The 21,784-nt window shown below is 63.9% G+C and carries 15 protein-coding genes and 2 pseudogenes; 7 read left to right on the top strand and 10 right to left on the bottom strand.

What is annotated here, in order from left to right:
- Positions 1-45: 45 nt before the first annotated feature.
- Positions 46-327 carry an SHOCT domain-containing protein gene (locus BWQ92_RS01125; protein WP_236783180.1) on the bottom strand — a complete coding sequence of 94 codons (282 nt, stop codon included), beginning with the start codon at positions 325-327 and terminating at the stop codon, positions 46-48.
- 180 nt (positions 328-507) lie between these two features.
- Complete coding sequence (locus tag BWQ92_RS01120; protein WP_076797855.1) at positions 508-1,257, bottom strand: cytochrome c biogenesis CcdA family protein; 750 nt, start codon at positions 1,255-1,257, stop codon at positions 508-510.
- Positions 1,258-1,320: 63 nt separating this feature from the next.
- Between BWQ92_RS01120 and BWQ92_RS01115 the strand changes: the two genes are divergently transcribed.
- The 4 genes from BWQ92_RS01115 (at position 1,321) to BWQ92_RS01100 (ending at position 7,185) form a co-directional block, all read left to right on the top strand.
- Positions 1,321-1,647: a DUF4229 domain-containing protein gene (locus BWQ92_RS01115; protein ID WP_076797854.1), complete on the top strand. Its 327-nt coding sequence runs from the start codon at positions 1,321-1,323 to the stop codon at positions 1,645-1,647.
- 352 nt (positions 1,648-1,999) lie between these two features.
- Complete coding sequence (locus BWQ92_RS01110) at positions 2,000-2,635, top strand: vitamin K epoxide reductase family protein (protein ID WP_236783179.1); 636 nt, start codon at positions 2,000-2,002, stop codon at positions 2,633-2,635.
- Positions 2,636-3,204: 569 nt separating this feature from the next.
- Positions 3,205-6,060 (top strand): heavy metal translocating P-type ATPase, encoded by a 2,856-nt coding sequence (locus tag BWQ92_RS01105; RefSeq protein ID WP_083706188.1) that lies wholly within the window; start codon positions 3,205-3,207, stop codon positions 6,058-6,060.
- A 243-nt stretch (positions 6,061-6,303) separates the two neighbouring features.
- Positions 6,304-7,185, top strand: coding sequence for a F510_1955 family glycosylhydrolase (locus tag BWQ92_RS01100; protein ID WP_076797853.1), 882 nt, complete (start codon positions 6,304-6,306; stop codon positions 7,183-7,185).
- Positions 7,186-7,698: 513 nt separating this feature from the next.
- Here the strand turns inward: BWQ92_RS01100 and BWQ92_RS01095 are convergent.
- From BWQ92_RS01095 to BWQ92_RS01075, 4 genes and pseudogenes are all read right to left on the bottom strand, one after another.
- Positions 7,699-8,241 (bottom strand): DUF3105 domain-containing protein, encoded by a 543-nt coding sequence (locus tag BWQ92_RS01095; RefSeq protein WP_236783074.1) that lies wholly within the window; start codon positions 8,239-8,241, stop codon positions 7,699-7,701.
- A gap of 119 nt (positions 8,242-8,360) precedes the next feature.
- Complete coding sequence (locus BWQ92_RS01090) at positions 8,361-9,050, bottom strand: DUF305 domain-containing protein (RefSeq protein WP_083706187.1); 690 nt, start codon at positions 9,048-9,050, stop codon at positions 8,361-8,363.
- Positions 9,051-9,234: 184 nt separating this feature from the next.
- Positions 9,235-9,999 (bottom strand): DUF4396 domain-containing protein, encoded by a 765-nt coding sequence (locus tag BWQ92_RS01085; RefSeq protein WP_172804232.1) that lies wholly within the window; start codon positions 9,997-9,999, stop codon positions 9,235-9,237.
- A 2,007-nt stretch (positions 10,000-12,006) separates the two neighbouring features.
- Positions 12,007-13,158, bottom strand: a pseudogene (locus BWQ92_RS01075) (IS701 family transposase).
- 122 nt (positions 13,159-13,280) lie between these two features.
- On the opposite strand from BWQ92_RS01075, the pseudogene BWQ92_RS23105 reads away from it, so the two are divergent.
- Positions 13,281-14,169: pseudogene (locus BWQ92_RS23105) on the top strand (IS5 family transposase).
- Between the two features lie 201 nt (positions 14,170-14,370).
- Positions 14,371-15,588, top strand: a complete 1,218-nt coding sequence (locus BWQ92_RS01060) for an integrase catalytic domain-containing protein (protein ID WP_216639963.1) — start codon at positions 14,371-14,373, stop codon at positions 15,586-15,588.
- Positions 15,589-15,983: 395 nt separating this feature from the next.
- Here the strand turns inward: BWQ92_RS01060 and istB are convergent, their stop codons facing one another.
- From istB to BWQ92_RS24115, 3 genes are all read right to left on the bottom strand, one after another.
- Positions 15,984-16,772: an IS21-like element helper ATPase IstB gene (gene istB / locus BWQ92_RS01055; protein WP_076797848.1), complete on the bottom strand. Its 789-nt coding sequence runs from the start codon at positions 16,770-16,772 to the stop codon at positions 15,984-15,986.
- On the bottom strand, positions 16,769-18,295 hold the full coding sequence (gene istA / locus BWQ92_RS01050) for an IS21 family transposase (RefSeq protein WP_076797847.1): 1,527 nt from the start codon (positions 18,293-18,295) through the stop codon (positions 16,769-16,771). Before istA ends, istB begins: the two co-directional genes overlap by 4 nt.
- A 918-nt stretch (positions 18,296-19,213) precedes the next feature.
- Positions 19,214-19,669, bottom strand: a complete 456-nt coding sequence (locus BWQ92_RS24115) for a hypothetical protein (RefSeq protein ID WP_076797845.1) — start codon at positions 19,667-19,669, stop codon at positions 19,214-19,216.
- A gap of 31 nt (positions 19,670-19,700) precedes the next feature.
- Here BWQ92_RS24115 and BWQ92_RS01035 point away from each other — a divergent pair, with 31 nt between their 5' ends.
- Positions 19,701-20,789, top strand: a complete 1,089-nt coding sequence (locus BWQ92_RS01035) for a carbonic anhydrase (protein WP_236783072.1) — start codon at positions 19,701-19,703, stop codon at positions 20,787-20,789.
- 116 nt (positions 20,790-20,905) lie between these two features.
- Here BWQ92_RS01035 and BWQ92_RS01030 read toward each other — a convergent pair whose 3' ends face one another.
- Positions 20,906-21,685 carry a CPBP family intramembrane glutamic endopeptidase gene (locus BWQ92_RS01030; RefSeq protein WP_076797844.1) on the bottom strand — a complete coding sequence of 260 codons (780 nt, stop codon included), beginning with the start codon at positions 21,683-21,685 and terminating at the stop codon, positions 20,906-20,908.
- Positions 21,686-21,784 lie beyond the last annotated feature (99 nt).

Genomic DNA, 21,784 nt, shown 5'->3' with positions numbered 1-21,784 from the left:
GAGGGTTCAGCCCGCCGAACCCAAAGCCCCGCCCGCAGCCGGGTACTACGGACCGTCCAGCACGGTCAGGCGCCGCCTGTACTCTTCGTCATCGATCTCGCCCGCCGCGAAGCGCCGGCGCAGGATCTCGCCGGCCTCCTGCCCGCCGCGCAGGACCCCGCCCTGTGTGACGGGACCTCGTCGGACTAGCCAGGCGACCAGTAGTGCCACGGACGCCACGGCGGCGAGTACCAGTATCAGGGCCAGAATGCTCCATGCTAGGGACCAGCCGCCCATCATGGAGTTTCCGCTCCAGCCGCCCATCATTCCGTCGCCGTAACCCATCATGTCGATCACACTTTCTCTCGAACTACAGGTACACCACAATACTACTATCTACGATAGTAGCGGAGAAGCGGCTGGTGTGCATCCCGCCGGCGAGGGGTAGCAGCCGGGCGGCCCGAAGCGGTCCCAGGGCAGATTCCACTGCTGCGTGAGTCAGCGTTTGCTGCGATTCGCCCGCAGGGCTCAGACCGGTGTTGCGAAGGTCCCGATCAGATTCTGGAGTTGGTAAATCCACTGCGTCCAGACGCCGGAAACCATAAGCAGACCCAGGACCGCCAGGATGATGCCGCCGCCGATGTTGAACTTACGAATGTGCCGCCTGATGAACGAGACCGCTCCGCTGACCCAGTTGACTCCGAGTGCCACCATGAGAAACGGGATTCCGAGGCCGACGCAGTAGGCGAAGGCAAGCAGGGCGCCACGCCATGCAGAGCCACTGGCCGTACTCAGAGCCAGTACGGCGCTGAGCGTGGGTCCGATGCACGGTGTCCAGCCCAGGCCGAAGACAACACCCAGGAAAGGTGCGCCGGCAATCCCGGATGACGGCTTCCACGGCAGTTTCACCGTCCGCTGCAGGAACGGGACACGCCCGATGAGGACCAGGCCCATCACGATGACCACCAGGCCCAAAACCCGGATCAGCAGGTCCTGCCAGCGGGCCAGCCAGCCGCCGACCGCCCCAAACGCTGCTCCGTAAAGCACAAAAACCACCGCGAAGCCGAGAATGAACAAACTGACCCCGATGACGATCCGACGCTTGGCACGGGTGTCATCAGTGCCGGCCAGACCCGCAACGTAGCCCAGATAGCCCGGAACCAACGGCAGTACGCAAGGCGAGATGAAAGAGACGATCCCGGCAATAACGGCCAAAGGAATCGCGATCAGGAGTGCGCCGGACAGGGCAGTCTGTGCGAAGAATTCACCGGGACTCATTGTGCTCCTGCAAGTCATGGGGGACCTACAGGCCCGCTATTACTATCCGCTATAGTACTGGATGTGGCTGTCGTGAAATACTTCCTGATCCGGCTTGCGCTCTTCGTTCCGCTGTTTGCCCTGTTCGTCTTCCTGCAGCTGGGATGGCTGCTGGCCGTCGTCTTCGGGGGGCTGATTTCCTTCGCCATCAGCTACCTGTTCTTCCAAAAGCAGCGCAATGCAGCCACGGCCGTCCTGCAGGCGCGATTCGGGGGCCGCGCCATGCCCCTGAGGACCGACAGTGAAGGGGAGGACGCCGAGGCCGAGGACCGCCTGGTCGATTCCCACCCGGACATCACCATCCGCAACCTCATCCGGAACTCCGAGAGCTCTCCGGGCAGGCGCTCATGAATCCACGGGACCGGAAACGAAAAGACCGTCGCGGGTCAGCCCGATCCATCAGACTCAGCTCCCTCATTTGTCACCGTCCCGAAAAGAGAAGCCGCTTCGGCTGGGCCAGCAGCGGTCCCCGCGCCATCAGACTCCGCCGACGCCGCCTGGGGGATGATTTTTGGGGCCCCTCTGGGCCTGTTCCTGGGTGCATCGGCTCTCGGCCTGACGCTGGCCCGGTGCCGGCGCCAACACGGTCATGTAATCTCGTCGCGGAGCGGGCCCGGCGCCGCTGGAACGACCCCCGCTAGAATCCTCCGAGCCAAAGGACCGCAACTTCATGATGCGAACAACCGAACAGCATTCGTCAGCCATGGACCAGGCAGCCCAGAACCCCGATGCGGCACATCGGGATGTACCCGCCACCACGCGTGATAAGCCTCTTGGCCTGCTGCTGGTGATCACGGGTACCATCGGCTGGATCGCTTCCGGGATCCTGGCCCTCGAAAAACTCGAGGCCCTGATGGACCCCAACCACATCACCAGCTGTGACATCAATCCCTGGATCTCCTGCGGTGAAGTGATGAAGACCTGGCAGAGTTCTCTCTTTGGCTTCCCCAACATGTTCATTGGCATCGCGGCTTTCGCCGTGATCATCACCACCGGCATGGCCCTGCTCTCCGGGGCAGTCCTCGCTCGCTGGTACTGGATCGGCCTGCAGGTCGGCGTGACGCTCGGAATGGCCTTCGTAGGCTGGCTGTGGTACCAGGCTCTGTATGTAATCGGCATCCTCTGCCCCTACTGCATGGTGGTCTGGGCCATGATGATCCCCCTCTTTGTCTGGGTCACCGTCAGAAACATCACCTCAGGGGTCATCAAGCTGCCGGAGCGCACCACCCGACTGATCGGGGAAACCGGATGGATGCTGGTGGCGCTTCTGTACGTGGCCGTCATCGCCACCCTCTTCTTCCGCTTTCTTCCCGTCTTCATCGGCACGTCCGGGCACTGACGCCGGCTCGGGCTGAAGGCTGGCCCGCAAGGAAGGTACGGTCCGGACTAGGCGGGTTTAGGCTCCGCAGTTGCCCCCGAAGGATCCCGTGAGGTGCAGCAACCCGCCATCAACCGAATCGCTCAGGCACCGGTCCCGGCATGGCGGTACGACACCCGTGGAACATGGGCCAGGGTGTTAGGAATAAATGCAGGCAACCGACGATATTCATCATGACCGCATGAGCGGCCAGCACCGCTTGGCGGGCAGAGCAGCCCCGGGGCCCGACCGAAGCCGGCTCAGGTAGTCCGGGACCTCGAATCCCATCAGCACCCCTGGCACCCCCGCCGACGGGCACATGGCGGAAGGGCGACGCCCAATGGTGGCTCTGAAGCGCCCGCGGCTCAGCAGGATACTATACTAAGCAGGATAGTATTGGAGAAATAACGTGTGCAACCCGCCGGCGGCCGGGTTCCTGCCTCAGTACCCCGCGTTTCCGCCCGCCCGCTGAAATGGCCCGGACGTCGCCGTACAGCGCAGGGTCGGCCTGGGTAAGCGGGCAACGGTACCAGTAGAGGGGAACGGCACAGATGGATCTTGTCGATATTGTTGTGATTCTGGCGGGCGCCGTCCTGATCGGCTTTCTCGCCTGGTACTTCTTTGCTCCACGCAGGGCCGCTTCGGCGGAGTACCGGGAAGGTGTGCAGGTCGTCGACATTACGGTCCGGGGCGGATATTCGCCGGACCTTGTGCGCGTCACCGCCGGGGTTCCCGTGCAGCTTCGTTTCGACCGGCAGGACAACAGCGACTGCACCAGCCGTGTCGTTTTCCCGGATCTGCGCAAAAGCGTCTCTCTGGCGGCCTTCGACACGACGGCTTTGGACCTTACCGTTGACGAACCGGGCGAGTATCCCTGGGCGTGCGGCATGAACATGCTCCACGGCAGGCTGACCGTGGAACCGGCTGACGGTACAGCGGACGACGGGCACCGTGGCGACATCACGGAGGAGCGGCGTGCGGCCGCGGACCCGATGCCTGCCGGCGGCAATCCCGTTCCGGTGTCCGAGCCGTCGGTCCCTCGGAACCGGGGCGGGGAGACGGCACGGGCGGTCGGTGTGGGGCCCATGGTTGAGCAGCAGGGCCGGCCCGAACGGGCCGAATTCATGCTTCCCGGCGCCCTGCGCAGCCTGCCGATAGACACGGGCCGGGCCGAGGCGGTGCTCCGGCGGATCCCCGGCGTGGACAGCGCCACCATCAATTTCGGCGCCGAGCGGGCCGTGATTCTCTACGACCCGCAACAGTCGGACGTTCCGGCCCTCGAACGCGCCGTCACCGAAGCCACAGGCTTTCCGGCCCGGCTGCGGGCACAGCCAGGCTCGACGGACACCGAGGACGCGGAGGCCAAGTCCCGGGAAGCCGAACTGCGCGATCTGCGCTGGCGCGTGGGCCTGGGAACACTGCTCACCCTGCCGGTCCTGTACGGGGCAATGGGGCCGTACTTCATCGACGACCGGTATGTGCCGGATGCCCTGCAAAGTCCGCTGATGCAGCTGCTGCTGACTCTGCCGGTCATGCTCGTCGTCGGGTGGCCGGTACACAGAATCGGCTGGCACGCCCTCGCCAACCGTTCGGCGGAAATGAACAGCCTCATCACCCTCGGCACCACCGCCGCCTTCGCTTACAGCCTCGTCGTGACCTTCGCCCCGCAGGTCCTGCCCGCCGATGTCCGCGACGTCTACTACGAGGTCGTGTCCTTCATCATCACGGTGATCCTCCTGGGCCGGCTCGTGGAGGCCAGGGCGCGCGCCGGCACCGGCAACGCCATCCGGGCCCTGATAGCCCTCACTCCCGCAACCGCCCGGGTGATCCGGGACGGACAAGAAATCGAGACGGCGGTCGAAGAAGTCCGGCCGGGCGACGAGATCCGGGTCCGGCCGGGTGAAAAGATCCCCGTCGACGGCGAGATCATCCAGGGCCGCTCCACGGTGGACGAATCCATGGTCACCGGTGAGAGCCTGCCGGTGACCAAGCAGGCCGGCGACACCGTCATCGGCGCGACCGTCAACGGCACGGGGGCCTTCACCATGCGCGCCACCCGCGTCGGGGCGGACACCGCGCTGGCCCAGATCATCCGGCTGGTCCAGGAGGCGCAGAGCTCGAAGGCACCCATCCAGCGCCTGGCCGACGCCGTCTCGGGATACTTCGTGCCCGCCGTGGTCTTCATCGCGATCGCCACCTTCGTTCTGTGGTTCACGGTAGGGGATTCCCTGTCGCTGGCCGTGGTCGCGGCCGTCAGTGTCCTCATCATTGCCTGCCCGTGCGCGCTCGGACTCGCGACGCCCCTGTCGATCATGGTTGCCACCGGCAAGGGCGCCTCCCTGGGCGTGCTCGTCAAGGATGCCGCCGCCCTGGAAACGGTGGACAAGCTCAACACTGTCGTGCTGGATAAAACGGGGACTCTGACCCGCGGTAAACCCGCACTCACCGACACCGTCCCGGCCCCCGGGTACGACGCCGAAGACCTCCTGCGCCTGGCCGGGGCGGCGGAAGCGGACAGCGAACATCCCCTCGCTGCGGCCATCGTCGCCGGTGCCCGCAAAAAAGGAAACCGCCTTCCGCAGGCAACAGCCTTCGACTCGATCACCGGCAAAGGGATCCGGGCAACAGTGGACAACCATGAGGTGCTGATCGGGAACGTCCGGCTCCTAGCCGACGCCGGCATCCCCACTTCCGGGCTGGAGTCCGAGGCGGAACGATTAGCCAGGGACGGGAAAACACCCATGTACGTTGCCGTCGACGGAAAACCCGCCGGCATCCTCGCAGTGGCAGACACCCTCAAGCCCGGCTCGGCGGCCGCCGTCGCCCAGCTACAGCAACGCGGGCTCGAAGTGGTCATGATCACCGGCGACAACAAGGCGACAGCGGAGGCCATCGCTCGCCAGACCGGCATCAGCCGCGTGCTCGCGGATGTGCTGCCGGCGGACAAGTCAGCGGCAATCCGTTCTCTCCAGGATGAAGGGAAACTGGTGGCGATGGTGGGCGACGGCATCAACGACGCCCCCGCCCTGGCCCAGGCCGACGTCGGCATAGCCATGGGAACCGGAACCGACGTGGCCATCGAAGCCGCCGACGTCACGCTCATGTCCGGCGAACTATCCGGGCTGATCACCACCATTGCGCTCTCCCGGGCCACCATGCGGAACATCAAACAGAATCTTGTGCTCGCCTTCGGCTACAACACCGCCGCGATCCCGCTGGCGGCAGGTCTGCTGTATCCAGTGACGGGAGGCCTGCTGTCTCCGATGGTCGCCGGAGTGGCCATGGCCCTCTCGAGCATCAGCGTTGTCGTCAATTCCGCCCGCCTGAACGCCTTCAAAACCGCGGCGACGACCGGATTCCAAAACGAAAAAGAATCCGAAAGCCGTATGGCACAAGGAAGCCGCTGAAACCTTATGCACCAGAATCAAAGCCGAGCCACCCCCGGCGACCGGCCGGATAACCGGGGGTTCCAAGGGCCGGAAAGAACGGCCGCAGCTTCCCTTCCCGCTCAGCCCGTCCGGCGTCAGGGGCGCGGAGGGCACAGAAGAAGTTCCATAAGGCCCAGGGCGCCGACGCCCTCTGCGGGATCCGTTCCGCAGTTCCGGCCATGCGTCGTCTTTATGCAATGACAATTACCTCCAGGAGCCTCCATGCCGTCCCCCGCCCGTTTATGCACCATCCGATTCGCCGGAATCCCGGCGGCGGCCGCAGCACTTCTGCTAGCGCTGTCCGCCTGTGCCGCGCCAGCAGCCCCGAGTGAATCATCTTCTTCCACACCGGCCGAGGACTACCCGTCCGCCCACATCCACGGAATCGCCGTTGACGAACCGACGGGCAAGATCATGATCGCCACTCACGACGGCCTCTTCGACGTCACGGCTAAGCCGGCCGTCAAGCTCAGCCCGACCATTGACCTGATGGGTTTCTCGCCCTCGGAAGATCCGGGAATCTTCTACGCCTCCGGTCATCCCGGCAAGGGCTCGACCCTTCCGAATCCAGTGGGCCTGATCCGGTCCGGTGACGGCGGCAAGACCTGGGAGCAGCTCTCGCGCCAGGGTGAGTCCGACTTCCACGCCATGACCATGACCAACAGTGGCATCGTGGCCTTTGACGGAGTTCTCCGCACCAGCCCGGACGGGAAAACCTGGGACACGTCCACCGCCAAGTTCCAGCCGGCCGTGCTGGCAGGACACCCCGGCAGCGACACAGTCCTGGCCACCACGGAGCAAGGACCGCAGCGGTCCACCGACGGCGGCAAGACGTGGCAACTGGTGCCTTCGGCCCCGCTTATCCAGTTCGCCGCCTTCGCCAACAACGCCGATGCGATCGGAATCGAACCCTCCGGAGCAGTCCACTACTCCGCGGATGGCGGCGTGACGTGGACCCGTAAAGGCACTGTAGACGGGGAGGTCCAGGCCATCACCACGACCAAGGCAGCCGACGGTCAGCTCAACATCTGGGCCGCCACGGGGGAGGGCGTCCTGGTCTCCAAGGACGGCGGAGCCAATTTCGCCATGCACAACCAGTCCTGACGCCGTGACTCCCTAGGGTTCTTTCCCACCCTTCAGGAGCCTGCGATGGGGCTTGCTTCGGGACTACTTTGCTCCCGAAGCAAGCCCTGGCTGGCACCTTGCTCCCGTAGGTGCGGCTGGCGCCCATCCCGGATGCCGGCTTCGTGTGCACCTCTTTCGATGGTGTCGGGGACAGGAGGTGCAAGGGACCTTATGCATCGTCCGGACACCTGGTCGTTCTCATGGGACTGATGGCGCAGGGCCAGTAGGCGTCGGGAGGCCGCAGGCCCGGCGGAGGGACGCCCGCTCGGATGATAGAGGTGCCATAGCCTGCCCCCTCGGAAACAAGCACATCCCGCCGCGAAGACGGCCGGATGTGCTGATAAGCGTTCTCCTCGAAGTCCCTATCGTCTCCGGGGCCGCTCGGGTGTGGATTTCACAACCGCGGAACCGCGACGTTGGTCAGACGCACCAGACGCACCAGACGCAGAGCCTGCGGATCTGCCATCTTTGCCGGCGTTCAGTGCCACGCACTCAGCCCTGGACACCCCCGGTGCAGACGGCGCCGGGTTCCGGGGTCTGGGGGCCTTGCCGGTATTTTTTGATGAAGGTGGCGATGCGTTCGTCGCTGCTGCTGTCCACCGAGAGCTGTTTTCCCCAGGCGGTTGCGGTAACACGCGAGGTCTGGTCGGTGACCGGGCTGAGCAGGAGGTAATCCTGGGCGCCGGCCAGCGAGGTCAGTTCGGCAACCTGGTCCTTGGGGAGGTCCGGCCGGTAGGAAAGCCAGACGGCCCCGTGTTCAAGGGAATGCACCGCCCGGGTCGCTTCGACCGGGGTGGTGTAGATGCCGCAGTTCGTCCAGACCGGTGCATGGTCGCCGCCCGTGGGCGGGTTTCGGGGGTAGCTGACGGCTTCGCGGGTATGGTTCCTCGACTGGTCGGGAAAGTCCTGGACGCCTTCCACCGGCCGGGCGGCCTCAGCCTTGGCGGTCTCCTGTTTCTGGACCTCGCCGACGACGACGAAAGCCGTGGCAGCGATGATGGAGGCGACGACGACGCCGCCGGTGCCATAGATCAACCAGGCCTTGCGCCTATCGGCCGCACGTTTTTTTGCCTGCATTGCCTTGACAAGGGCTTTTCGTTCCTCGGCGCTCATCCTGGGTGACGGCATCTGTGTTCTCGCTTTCCTTAGGGCGGTCAGAGGCTGCGGCGCAGCTCTTGGAGGGCGGTGATTTCCGCGGTCTGGGCGTCCACGACCAGGGCCGCGAAATCCCGTACCGTGGAGGTCTCGGCCAGGCGTACCCCGGCAGAGGCCATGGCGACGCCGCCCTGGTGGTGGCGGATCATCAGGTCGGTGAACAGCCGGTCCGCCTCGGCGCCGGAGGACCTGCGCAGCGCCTGCATCTGTTCAGGGGTGGCCATGCCCTCCATCGCGCCGTCAGCGCCGCCGCTGCCGCTCTGCGCGGCATGCGGCGAAGCGCTTCCATGACCGCCGGACTCTGACTCCATCCACGCCATAGGCGGGATCGGGCGCGCCTGCGACAGTCCCCAGTCCTGCAGCCAGGCGTACATCTGCCCCTTCTGGTGCTGCTGGCTGGTGGCAACGTCGTAAGCGATAGCCCGGATCTCCTCGTTACTGGACTTGTCACGGATGAGCAGGGCCATCTCGACAGCCTGCGCGTGGTGTTCCTGCATGTCCCGGGCGAACCCGGCGTCCGCGCCCGTATCCGACACGGGCCGTGGCGTGGCGGACGACCAGCCAATACCGAAAAAAATCAGTGCAGTGAGGATAACAACAGCAACGGAACCAAGCCATAGATATCCGGCCGGGAGCCGGGGAATAACCGGTTCGGCGCCCTCCGGCGGGACTGCGGATGGAAGCGGCATTGGGAATCCTTCGGGTGTCAAGGCCCTGAGACGTTCGTTCTACGGTGCTGGCCGTCGGCGAATCAGGAACGTCATGTGAACTGGTTTTCGGCGTGATCGACGGGTTGAGCGGAGAGGAGAAACCCCTTTTCCCGCCCTCGTATTCATGTTAGCCAGCCCGGGAGCACACGCCCCTGATGGTCGATCAGTTAGCGCGTCCGCTGAATGCGGGAATGGCTGTCTCACGGGCCGGTCCCTCGCTTCTCCGCCGAATCAGCCATCGAACGGCCGGGTAGGCGGTAGCGAAGCCGAGGATGTTTCCGATCTGCATCAGGAAAAAGAAATTCACGTCGGTAGGCGCGGGCATGAGCATCCCGAAATGGAGGAAAATCATCCATCCGCCCATGCCGATGTCAAAGGCCAGCACTGTCACCGTCGCCGCCAGGAAGGCAGCCCCTGCGCTTTTCCCGGACTGAGACCCACCCTTCCAGACAGGGGAGGCAAAACGTTCGAAGAAGAACAGGATCGCGATCGCAAGCAGGGCAATGAAGATGATCAAAACCCACAGGTTCGTTCCGGCGATGGTGAGGCCGCTGGCGATCACCAGCGGAACGCCAACGAAGTGCGCTACCGTGGCCGCTGCTCCGCCGGGAGTTCCGCCGGCCAGCGCCTTCAACGACAGGCGTTGTTCAGGAAGCGCCGCGTTCTCCTGCTGCCATTTCGGGCTGCCAGCGCGGCCCACACGGTAGTAGGCCCACAGAGCGTAGGGGCCGAGGTACAGGGCCGTAATGGGCCACACCGCCTCCATCGTGCGTTCGCTTTGGCGGTAACGGCGCACGTATACGTCATAAAGAACAACAGCGGCCGAGAGAATACCCAGTGTGACAAAAAACCAAGCGACGGGCGTCAGCCACTGGGGAATGGCCGATTCCATGGCCGTCATTTCAGTGGGGTCATTGTGCATACGCATGCAGGATCCTTCGCAATAATTCTCGATTCGGGTGCCGGCGTACTTACTTCCTATAGGCATGGCACCCCGCGCGCGGAGTACTATCCTGCATAGGATAACGGCGATACTATCCTACATAGGAGAACGAAGAACCTGAAACGGTATCTGTTGCGCCCTTTTTCCTGTCCTTGACGTTCAGTCCTCGGTTCCCACGGCGGCCGCGTTTGGCGGGCGATTCATGTGATGACTCCGCGCACCGATTCCGCGACCGGCACCAACCACCCAGAATTGCAGGAGCGCCTTGAATCCTCACAAACCCAGACGTTTCCGTCCAGCCTGACGTGAGCAGAATGGCAGAACCGCCCTTGAGGCCGAGGACCCGGACCGGACGCGCATCATCAACGTCACCGGCCCGTCGGGCAAGACCTTTAGTGACGTCCACGTCGACAAAGGGGAGGAGGTGAGCTGGATGAACACCGGATGCTGCGGCGACGACTGCTGTGAGCACGGTTGTCGCGGCGACGATTGCTGTGATGATTGCTGCGATGACGACGATTAGAACTGCTGGAAGACAGCCTTCCCGCTGCCTGCCGGTCCTCTACGGACCGGCAGGCCCTCTCGAATGAACCGCCATAATGGAACCCTTTTGGCTGGGCGGAGGACGGCTGTGCCTGAAAGATTGGCCGCCGGCAGCCCGGCGATGACACGACCGGTTTTGGAGACGGCACATGATCGCCGGATTAGGACACGACGGCGCGGCTCTCTGCTGGGTCGGGCTATACGCCGACAACCCAAATGGCTGGCGAGGCGGACGCGCCCAGATTGGTGTCCCGGTCGGGTTCGTGCGGCCGGATGGTGGTCACATCTGCATAAGGGCGGTGTTCCCTGACGTTTAGCTACGTGTCGGGGGCGAGGCCCAGCTCATTGATGAAGCGCAGCATCTGCGGATCAGCGTCGACTTCGTAAAGTCGGACCGGAGGCGAAGGCCACTTGCCTGGCATGACCCCCTCAGGTCACCCGAAAGGGCCCACCGACACTGGCCTTTTGCCATCCGCGAGGCGTCGCCATGTCGTCGCATTGGCTAGGGTAGTGCCATGACTTTGGGGGAAGACGACGCGAACAGACCTGCGCTCCGCCGCTGGCAGCTGCTGCTGACACCGGTCCTTGCAGTGTCCGCGTTGGTCGCGGGAATTGTGGCCCTTCTGGTGCCTCGGGAGCCAATCGGATGGTTCGCATACGTTTCTTCAAGTGACCAGACGTTCATATCGGATCAGCTCGTCCTGATGGACACCGGTGCACGGGCTGGATATTTGCTTATTGTTGTAGGCCTGCTGACACTGGCGTTCTGGTTGGGTTACCGAGTGGGTGTCCGACACAAGGGCAACCTGCCCGGGAAGAACCGCTGAACCTTTTGCGTGGCCGTTAGGAACTTTCCCAGCTGGTTGACAGTGGCTTGGCGATTCTGGCATCTGGCAGGGACGGGGGCGGGGCGCCCGAACCGCGGTCAGTATGTCAACCTGAATCAGGACCACAGAGACTGCCTGATCCAGAACCATGCTGGCGCGACGCAGCACGTGTGGGCTTTTAGGAAAACCATTCGAGCGTCGGTTTTGATGCCCTGTTTCCGAATCGGGTCCGGGTCCGGTGGTCTCGGCGGAGCACCACGATCAAGGCAGCGAAGGCCGCCGAGTAGGCCGCGGTACTCAAGAGCCACTCTCTGTCGAGCGAAGTGACGGCAGAACCGTGCTCGTCGACCGCAATTACCGCTGGGCTGCGGCCCGGATCCAAAATGAACCATCGTTTCTTGTTCAGATACTACGAGGGAAAGCAACTTGATAACACGGATTTCGCAGCCCTAGTACTACAGTCGCGTTTATTGTCGTGATTGTCGTTTTCTGTAATGGTGCTGGCGGGCGTTCGCTTGATGTTTTCGGCGCCACTGCGATCGTTTGAGGACGTGCCCAGGGTCGGGGAGGCAGGCCCAGGCGAGGCGGGTGATGAGGTGCCGGATTTCGGGCAGGGAGAGCGCTACGAGGCCTTCCGGTCCGGTTCCGGCGCCCCTTTTTTGGCCTTGACGGTGGTGAGGAAGGCGTGGGCGAGCATGGACAGGGTGATGTGGCGGTACCAGCCGGTGTACTGGCGGACCTGGTAGTGGTCCAGGCCGGCTTCGCCCTTGGCGGTCTGGAAGGTTTCCTCGATCGACCAGCGGACCCCGGCGATCCGGGCCATCTCGGCCAGGGCGACGCGCTTGGGGGTGTGGCAGATGAAGTACGCGAGTTCGGAAGGGGTGGCCAGGTTGCGCCGGGCCAGCAGCCAGTGCTCGGCATGGCCGTCTTCGGCGCCGTTGATCCTGACTCTCGCCCAGGCGTAATGGCGGATTCCCTTGGACCCGTCGCCGGCTGAGCGGGTCCGCCACGCGGTCGGGACGAGGTCCGCGACCGCTGCGTCGGCTCGCTTCTCAACGCCGAGGAAGGAGCCGTCCTTGACCACGACGCGCTGGGAGACCGGGACCGCCAGGACGTAGTAGATTCCGCGTTCCTCCAGGGCGCGGCGCAGCCGGTGGTACTGCCCGTGCACGGCATCCCCGGCAGCCCATTTCGCTGGAACCCCGGCGTCCAGGGCGCGTTCGATCATGTCGATGGCCAGTGCCGGTTTGGTCTTGAAGCCGCGCCTTTCCGGGATGCCGGCAGCCGCGCCGCGGTCCGGATCGTCCGTCCATTCCTTCGGCAGATAGAGTTCCCGGTCCAGAAACGTCCGCCCGTACTTGGTCGCGTAGGTGAGGAACACGCCGATCTGGCAGTTCTCCACCCGCCCCGCGGTCCCTGAATACTGGCGGGCGACCCCGGCAGAGCGACGGCCCTTCTTCAGAAAACCGGTCTCATCCACGACCAGCACCCCGTCCGGGTCCCCGAGCTTCTGCACCACCTAAGACCGCAGATCGTCCCGCAACCCGTCCGGGTCCCAATCCGTGCTTGAGAGCAGCCGCTGCATCCGGTCCGGCACCCGATGCCCGGCCCGTTCCGAGAGCGTCCAGGAGTTCTTCCGTTCCTCCTCGGAGAGCAGCCCGCGCACGTACTCCACCGCGTTCGCCCGCGGCTCGGACCGGGCGAACCTCGCCCCGATCAGCTCCCCGACCTCGACCAAACCATCGGCCCATTCCCGTACATCTGCCACGCAAATATCATCACCCACCGGACAGGATTAACACGGCGGCACTGCTGAACCCGGTTAAAACGCCGATGCGAAGAGAATAAACGCGACTGTAGTACTAGGGTGTGTTGCTAAACCCCTTTTAGGCCCTGATGCGGTTGTCTGGTGTGGTGCGCAATCGTTCTCTGGTGTCTGACGAAGTATGGGCCGTGATCGGACCGTTGTTTCCGGCTTGGAAAGGCAACGGGCGCCCGGTCGCGGACCGCCGTCTCGTCGTGGAGGGAACGGCGTGGAAGTTCCGGACGGGGGCGCCTTGGCGGGACCTTCCCGAGCGGTTCGGGAATTGGAACACGGTCTTCAAGAACTTCGACCGCTGGGCCAAAGACGGAACGTGGACCAGGGTGCTCGAACACGTCCAAACCCGTGCCGACACCCTCGGCGACCTCGACTGGATCGCGTCAATTGACTCCACGATCGTGCGCGTCCACCAGCACGGTGCGACACTTCCCCGCCACACAGGGGGAGCCCTCGAATTACATGAAACTCGGCCTTGAACCGCCTGATCATGCGATCGGACGCTCCCGCGGCGGCCTGACGTCCAAGCTTCACATGGCAACCGACGGCAAGGGGCGCATGCTCTCAGCCGTGCTGACCGCCGGCAACATCAACGACACGACCATGATGGCCACCACGTTGGAACAGATCCGGGTTCCACGCCCGGGACGGGGAAGACCGCGCACCCGCCCGGACCGGCTCCTTGCAGACAAGGGGTACACCTCCAAGGCCAACCGCACCTGGTTGGCCGACCGAGGCATCAAGGCCACCATCCCGGAGAAATCTGACTAAGCGGCCAACCGGAAGAGGAAGGGCTCCTCTGGCGGTCGGCCGCCAGCGTTCGATGGCGAAGCCTACAAAGGACGCAACGTCGTCGAACGTGGATTCAACCGGCTCAAAAACTGGCGCGGCCTCGCCATGAGATCCGACAAAACCGCCCGCAACTTCCTGGCCGCCGTCAGCTCGCCGCATCGCTTGCTTGGCTAGGAGCCAGCTTTAGCAACACGCCCTAGCGGTCACTCCCCTTGCCATTTTGGACTGGCAGCGGGACGTGTTGAAGTGGGCGCGTTGACTCATGAAAGATGCCCGCGTAGCGGTATTCGAAGAATCATTTGAGAATGCCCGCGTAGCGGCGTGTCCGCCGGGGTGGCGTTTGCCGTGTCGGCACTGTGAGCCATGGAGCTTTCGATGAGTGAACGCAGGGCTGTCACGAAGGTCATCGCCACCCGCTACGCCCGCTCGGACCGGGCCGTGAAGAAGCAGATTCTCGATGAGCTGTGCGCGACGACGGGATGGCACCGCGACCACGCCCGCAAGGCCCTGCGGCAGGCGCTGGTACTGAGGGCCGTGCTGCCCAGGCCGACTCGGCCGCCGCTCTATGGGGAACCGGTGACCGAGGCGCTGCGGTTCTGCTGGGCGGTCCAGGGAACGCCCTGCGGGCGGCTCCTCGCGGCAGCTTTGCCGGACCTGGTCCCGCGGCTGCGGCGGTTTAAAGAGCTCCGCATTGACGCCGCCACGGCGGCCCAGCTGCTGACGATCTCACCGGCGACCATCGACCGCCGGCTCAAGGCCGACCGGGCGAAACTGGAGCCCCGCGGCCGGTCCCACACCAAACCTGGAACGCTGCTGAAGGACTCGATTCCGGTGAGGACCTGGGCCGAGTGGGATGATGCGGTGCCCGGGTTCGTGGAGATCGATCTGGTCGGCCACGAGGGCGGCAATAACCAGGGCGAGTTCTGCTTCACCCTTGATATCACTGACATCGCGACCGGTTGGACGGAGACCCGGTCGGTGCGGAACAAGGCGCAGAAATGGGTCTTCGCGGCGATCAAGGACGCCACCGCCGCGTTCCCGTTTCCGATCCTGGGGATCGATTCGGACAACGGTTCGGAGTTCATCAACTGGGAACTCTTCCGCTGGTGTGAGCAGGAGAAACTGACCTTCACCCGGTCCCGGTCCGGGAACAAGAACGACGGCGCCCATGTCGAGCAGAAGAACTGGCACGTCATCCGTCAGACCGTCGGCTACCACCGCTACGACACACCCGGCGAGCTGGAACTGCTGAACCGGATCTGGGCGCTCCAGCGGCTGCTGACCAACCACTTCGGACCCCAGCAAAAACTCGTCGCGAAAGTCCGGACCGGCGCGAAGGTCACCAAGACCTACGACGCGCCCGCCACCCCGTTCCAGCGCGTCCTGGCCGACACCGGCACCGTCACCAAAGCCACCAAAGCCCGCCTGAAACGTGAAAACCGGCCACTGAACCCGGCCGCCATCCAACGCCAGATCCAGGCCCTCTGCACAGAGCTCCTGACCCTGACCACCGCCAAGCAAGGCCCCAAGAAGCAGCCCGCCATCCGGGCAAAATCAAATGATTCCACGAATCAACCCAGGCGGGCATCTTGACATGATTCCTCGGGGCCGTGATGCTTCTGGTTCCGGCGCCTCCTATCCTCATAGTCAAGTGCCCGCTGCTGGGCGCCGTTCTCTCCGTCGATGGCGGGACGGCTTCCCGTCCAACAAGAGGGTCTCAACGCTAGGCTGCCAACAGTCCTGGACGCCCAGCAATCATCATTCCTTCTAGCCGGTCCTCCGTTTCCCCTCCGGCAGGTGTGGGAGGGGACAGAGGCCGTCGTCCGGTAGCGCCGATGCCCGGAACGATGACTTCTGTCAATGGCCATTGGTTTCTGCCCATCGGCGGCCAGTTAAAGTGCCCGCTGATGGCCAGTAAAACTGCCCGGTGATGGCCAATAGATCTGCCCACTGATTGGTTCGGCGGGATTGGCCATCGTCGGGTTTTGTTAGTTCAGTTGGGTGACTCCTTTTCCGGCGAGGGCCTGGGTGAGGCGGATGGAGTCTCCGCTGGTCTGGCAGACGTGGGCGTGGTGCAGGAGCCGATCCACGGTGGCGGTGGCGAGGGTTTTGGGCATGAGTTCGTCGAAGCCTGCGGGGTGCAGGTTTGAGGAGATGGCGACGGAGCGTTTTTCGTAGGCTGCGTCCACGACCCGGTAGAGGCCTTCGGCGGCGTCGGTGGCCACTGGCAGCAGGCCGATGTCATCGATCACGACGAGTTCGGCGCGCAGGATCCTGGTGACGGCGCGGGTGACGCTGTCGTCGGTGCGGTGGGCGCGGATCAGGGCGCCGAGGTCCTCGAGCCTGAACCAGGCCACTCGCATACCGGCTTCGACGGCTTGCTGGCCGAGGGCTTCGAGGAAGAAGGTTTTCCCGGTGCCGGAGGGCCCGCAGACAACGAGGTTTTCCCTGCGGGTGATCCATTCCAGGGTGCGCAGTGCCTGTTGGGTCGGGGCGGGAATGGAGGAAACCGTCGGGTCCCAGGCGTCGAAGGTTTTGCCCGTGGGGAAGCCTGCTGCTTTGCGGCGGGTGGCGAGCATGGACCGGGCCCGGCCGGCTGCTTCTTCGGCGAAGAGGGCTTTGATGATCTCTGCCGGTTCCCAGCGCTGGGCGCGGGCGGTCGCGATCAGTTCCGGTGCGAGGGCACGGGCGTGGGGCATTTTCAGTTGCCGCATCAGGGTTTCCAGCTCGGCCTCCAACGGCGGTGCGGTGGTGTTCGTGGTGCTGACCGGGCTCATCGGCTTTGCTCCTTCACAGCTGCGGATTCAGCGCCCAGACCAGCCCAGGCACCGGTGCCCTGGGTCAGGGACCGGGTCTCGTCCGCTGCGTGGGTGGTGGTGCGTCTAATGTTCGCGTTCAAAATCGAAGCCAGATCGCCGTGGGCGAAGCGGCCGTGGAGCGCGGCGTCGCCCAGGGCGCGGTCCACCGCGGCGGTGCCTGCGATTTTGGCTAGGGTCACGGCCTCGGCCATTTTCACGTTCATCCGTGCCGTCCCGGCAGCGGCGGCTTCCACCAGCCAGGTCGCGGCGCCGTTGCCGATGGTCAGGAACTCTGCCTCGTCAGCGGTGCGGGCCCTAGGCTCGTAGTCGCCAGGGGTCCGGGTCCTGGTTCCGGGGAAGTGTTCATCATGGATGGCCGGGCTGCCAGGCCGCGCCCGCCCATGCCTGGCGACTTCGACAGGGCCGCCGGGGCTGTGGTGGATGATGATGATCTGCTCGTCGGGTCCGGTGCCGTGGGCGCGGACGAACACCCGGGCTCCGAGCAGGTGCGCCGGGACAGAGTATTGGGCGTTTTCGAAGGTGATCATCGGGGTGTTCTCCGGAACGGTCCGGGCGAGTCCGAACGCGACCGTGTGCGCGGTATCCGGGATCCGGTGCAGCCGGGGTGCTTCCTCGGCCAGCACGGCGGCGGGCTTGCGCCGGATGGTGCGGTGCTCACGGTTGTTCACCTCGTCCATGAAGGCCTCGCAGGCCGCCTCCAACTCGGCGAAGGAGCCGTACTCGCCACGGAGGTTGGTGACGGTGGGCGCGAGGTCGGCCTTGGCCAGTTTCACCGAGGCTTCCACGCCGCCTTTGGTGGCGGGGTCCGCGGGCTGGCAGGTCAGCACGGTGACGCCGTAGTGGCGGGCGAAGTCCAGCGTCTGCTGGTTTCGCACCGGCACCCCGGCAACGTGGGCGGTGGTGACGGTCTTCTCGTTGTCCGTGAGCACGTAGGTCGGTGCCCCGCCCAGGATCCGGAAGCACCGGTCCAGGGCCGCGAACACGCTGGGCGCGGTCCTGTCCCGCAGCGGGATCACGATCCTGAACCTGGAGAACGCCAGCCAGGCCACAAACAGAATGGTCTTCACCCCGTTGATGCGCGGTCCGTCGCCGAAGTCGTACTGCAGCCACATCCCCGGCTCGGTGATCCAGGGCCGGTGGACGCGGGTGTGGCCCAGCCGCCAGGCGGCCTTGACCTGCGCGATTGCCCGGCGGGTGGACCGCTCCGAACCCGTATAGCCCAGGGCGAGCAGCTTCTCGTGCGCTTTGTCGGCCCGGATCCGGCCCTTGGACGCCTCAACCCATTCCTCGATCTTGGGCAGAAACGCGTCAGTGACACGGTCTCGGGGTGCTGGCTCGGCGATGGGCCGGCCAGCGTCCCGGGCCGCAACATGTCTGGCCACGGTGTGGTGGGAACAGCCCGTCAGTTCCGCCGTGGCACGCAACGATCCGGTCAGATCGTAGGCAGCAAGAATTTCCATGATTTCTCCGTCAGACTTCATACAGGGCCTCTTCCTGGGACGACATTTGGTGCGACTAGACACCGTCATCAAATCCCGGGGAGAGGCCCCCGCCGCTTAAGACGCGGCAAGTTCAGTAAGGAAGTGGGCAGATCTCATGGCCACCGGTGGGCAGTTTTACTGGCCGTCAGTGGGCATTTTCGTGGCCGCCTACGGGCAGTTTTTCATGGCCGCTAACAGACTTCTTAGCTGGCTCGGTCCTTCGCCAGCAAGGAAGCTGTCCAAGCACGTTTTTTACTTCCTTGGCCTCGGCAGGGCAAAGACATTTGCCGAGAAGAGGGAAGCGGCGTGTCATACCACTCAGACGGCTCAGCGTTGAGGGCTGTCCTGTTCAGGGAAAAGTACGTCCAGCACACGTTCCTGGGCCCGTGTGCCTTCCAGCCAAGCCACGCCCTGACTCTTGCACCAAGATTGTGCCTCACTGATGGACGAGAATCTCGGTTGAGCGGGTACTCCTGGGTTAATTTCGCCACCCGCATCAACATGGAGGACCAAGCTATCGGCATCGAATTTTTACGAACGAAACATTTGTTTGGTCGTGTTGATGATGCCCGTGATTTGCGATGATGGGCTCGACTTTACGCCAACCCCAGTCGCCAGCCTTCTGGATCTGCCCGAGGCTGGCGACTGAAGAACGGGCAGGTCTACTCTAGCTAGGCGCTGATTTGTTGGCCGGCACTCAAGGTGACCACACGGGTTATCTGTCCCCGGTTGGGGTCAATCCGGGGTATCTACCGCTGAAAATCGGAGCCATCAGGAAACCTCCCTCAGAGCAGCAGCGGTGGATAACCCATCAGGACCGTCCCCGGCTGTGGGCATCGGACATTAACGGTTACGCCCTTGGATCTGGGCGCAGCAGATCCGCCTTTCGGTTGCCCTCCGTCGACTTCATATCGCCTCTCAGTGTTCTGGGCGGATTTGAGTCCAGACGTCCCCGAGGAGCGGGCCGCCAGGCGGCTGCAGCTTGTAGTAGCGCTTCATCAGTTCCCGGATTTCTGCGTCGGTAGCCTCGACCTGATCCACAAAGCGCTCAATGGATAATGCGATGTGTTCAGCCAGCGGCGCTGTTTTCTTCAAATCAGCGGATGCATTCGGGTTGGTCGCCGCCCATTCACGTAGCTCCGGGAAACGTTCCACGGTCCTGTCCAAGATGTCCGGGGGCGTTGTGTAGTTCATCGCGAGCGAGCTACAGACGTCAATCTCGTCTGTGTCAGCCAGGATGAGAAAGACCTCCCGACTCAGGTTCTCGCGTCGGGCTAGAGTCGATCTCTCATCTACAGAGCCATTCCGTGCAACTTCTTCATCCGGCCGGTCGAACTTGTCTGACACAGTGGAATCCCACGTGAAACCATCCATATTGCTCAATCCTTTCCGCTTAGAAGAGGCATTGGTACGCCTGGGGGGCTGGTTCCTTGCACATGGCGCTCTTCTTGGTCTTGAACTCCAACTTACGCTGCCCTCACCCTCCAGACCGGACGGCAAGTGGCGCGTCAGCATCGCCGGTTCCTGCAGTTTCTTCGCACTGCCCCGGCTAAACCGGGTGCTGCACTCGATCCCCGAAGGCACGGACGTGCTGGTCGAACTCAGCGCGGACTACGTGGATCATGCTTTTCACGAGGCCTTGGTCGCCTGGAAAAAGCAGCACACCGCGGCCGGAGGATCGGTCCTGATCGAGGAGCATGGAAACACGGCATTCCAGGATGCAGCTGCCAACACCCCCCAACGCCAGGAAGCACTGGAGCTGCCGCTGCAACCCAGGGCGAACCGGCAGCCTGCGGGCATTGACGACGTCGAGCATCTCCGTCTGCGCTCCATCCTGCTGGGCGTCGACAAATACCACCGCCGCCATGCGGACAAAGTCCTCCCGCTCATCCAGGACCTCGCGGAGGGCCAGAACCCCGACACCCTGTTCGTGGCCTGCGTGGACTCCCGGGTTAACCCCAACCTGATCACCAGCAGCGGCCCCGGCGACCTGCTCACCCTGCGCAACATAGGCAACGTCGTGTCCAACGCCGGAGAGGACGCCTCGATCGAATCGGTCCTGTCCTTCGCCCTCACCGGGCTGGGCGTGGAGTCCATCGTGATCTGCGGCCACTCGAACTGCGGAGCCATGAAGGCCGTCATCGCCGACGCAGAAACCGGACCCGCTTCTTTGGGACTCGGCGAAGCCTTCAATACCTGGCTCGGCCACGCCCGTCCAAGCCACCAAGAATTACTGGACGGGCACCCGGTGGCAGCCGCGGCCGCAGCGGCAGGCTACAGCCGGCTGGATCAGCTGGGCATGGTCAACGTGGCCGTGCAACTGCGCAAACTTGAAGACCACCCGCTCGCGGGCCCCGCACTGGCGACAGGCCAACTGCAGGCCACAGGACTCTTCTTCGACATCACAACGGCCCGCGTGATCCTTATCACCACCGACTCCATCCAGCACCTCGACGCCGGAGCAGCGCCCTTGTCCCGGGCGGTTTCTCCATGAGTGCTAAATCGCGGGATCTGAAGCGGCTGGACCCAACCATCGCCGAGACCAGCAGGTATAACCGTCCGGGAGGACAGCGTCCAGAACTGCCATGCTTTCTCAACGGCGAGTGGGGTCTACCCGAGCCCCGCTGCCTTGCCAAAGAGGCTGAACCCTACGAATGCCACCGTGTTCAGCACTGCGTGGGCGATGACCAGTGGCATCACGCGCCGGGTTTTGGTGTAGACCCAGGCAAAGACCGCACCCATGACGGCGTTTCCGATGAATGGCCCGAAGCCTTGGTACAGGTGGTAGCTGCCCCTGAGCGTGGCGCTGGCAAGGACGGACAGCGGTACTGACCAGCCGAACTTCCCGAAACGGTCCAGCAGGTACCCCACCACGATGACTTCCTCGACGACCGCGTGCCGCACTGCGGAGAGAATCAGCACGGGAACGGTCCACCAGTACGGGTCCAGCGCGCTGGGAATAATCGCAGTCGTGATGCCCAGCGCGCGCCCAGCCGCATAGAGCCCCAGGGAGGGGAGACCGATCAGGACGGCCAGCCCAAATCCCTGAATCAGGTCCCTTCCCGGGCGGGCAAAATTGAAGCCAAGCTTTTCGAACACCGAACCACTGCGGTGACCGGTGACGGTACGTGATTGGCGCTGGTCAGTCAGGAAGTAGATCACGAGCAGGACGGGCATCAGCGCAAAGAAGATTTCCAGCAACTGATACGTCAGATCGAAGTATTCGCGTGTGCTCTGCGACCGGTTGAGCGTGGAAGTGCCCTGGGCCAGCGGCGCGCTGGTCAGCTTGTCCAGAAGCTGCACCACAGAGTACACAGCCGACTGTCCCAACGACAGCGCCAGAACAATCAAGACTTCGATCCGCAGACGACGGCGGGAAGGTACCAGCATGGTCCTATCTTGCCTGCAGTTGCCGGGCGCTATTTGTGTTCTTACACGAAGACGCCACCCGAAGCGCGTCGAAGACCCGGACCCGACGTGCTCAACGCA

Origin of the sequence: Arthrobacter sp. QXT-31, assembly GCF_001969265.1 — a bacterium.
Lineage (GTDB): Bacteria > Actinomycetota > Actinomycetes > Actinomycetales > Micrococcaceae > Arthrobacter.
The sequence above is the reverse complement of the archived record's forward strand: the minus strand, read 5'-3'. Positions and strand labels throughout refer to the sequence as shown.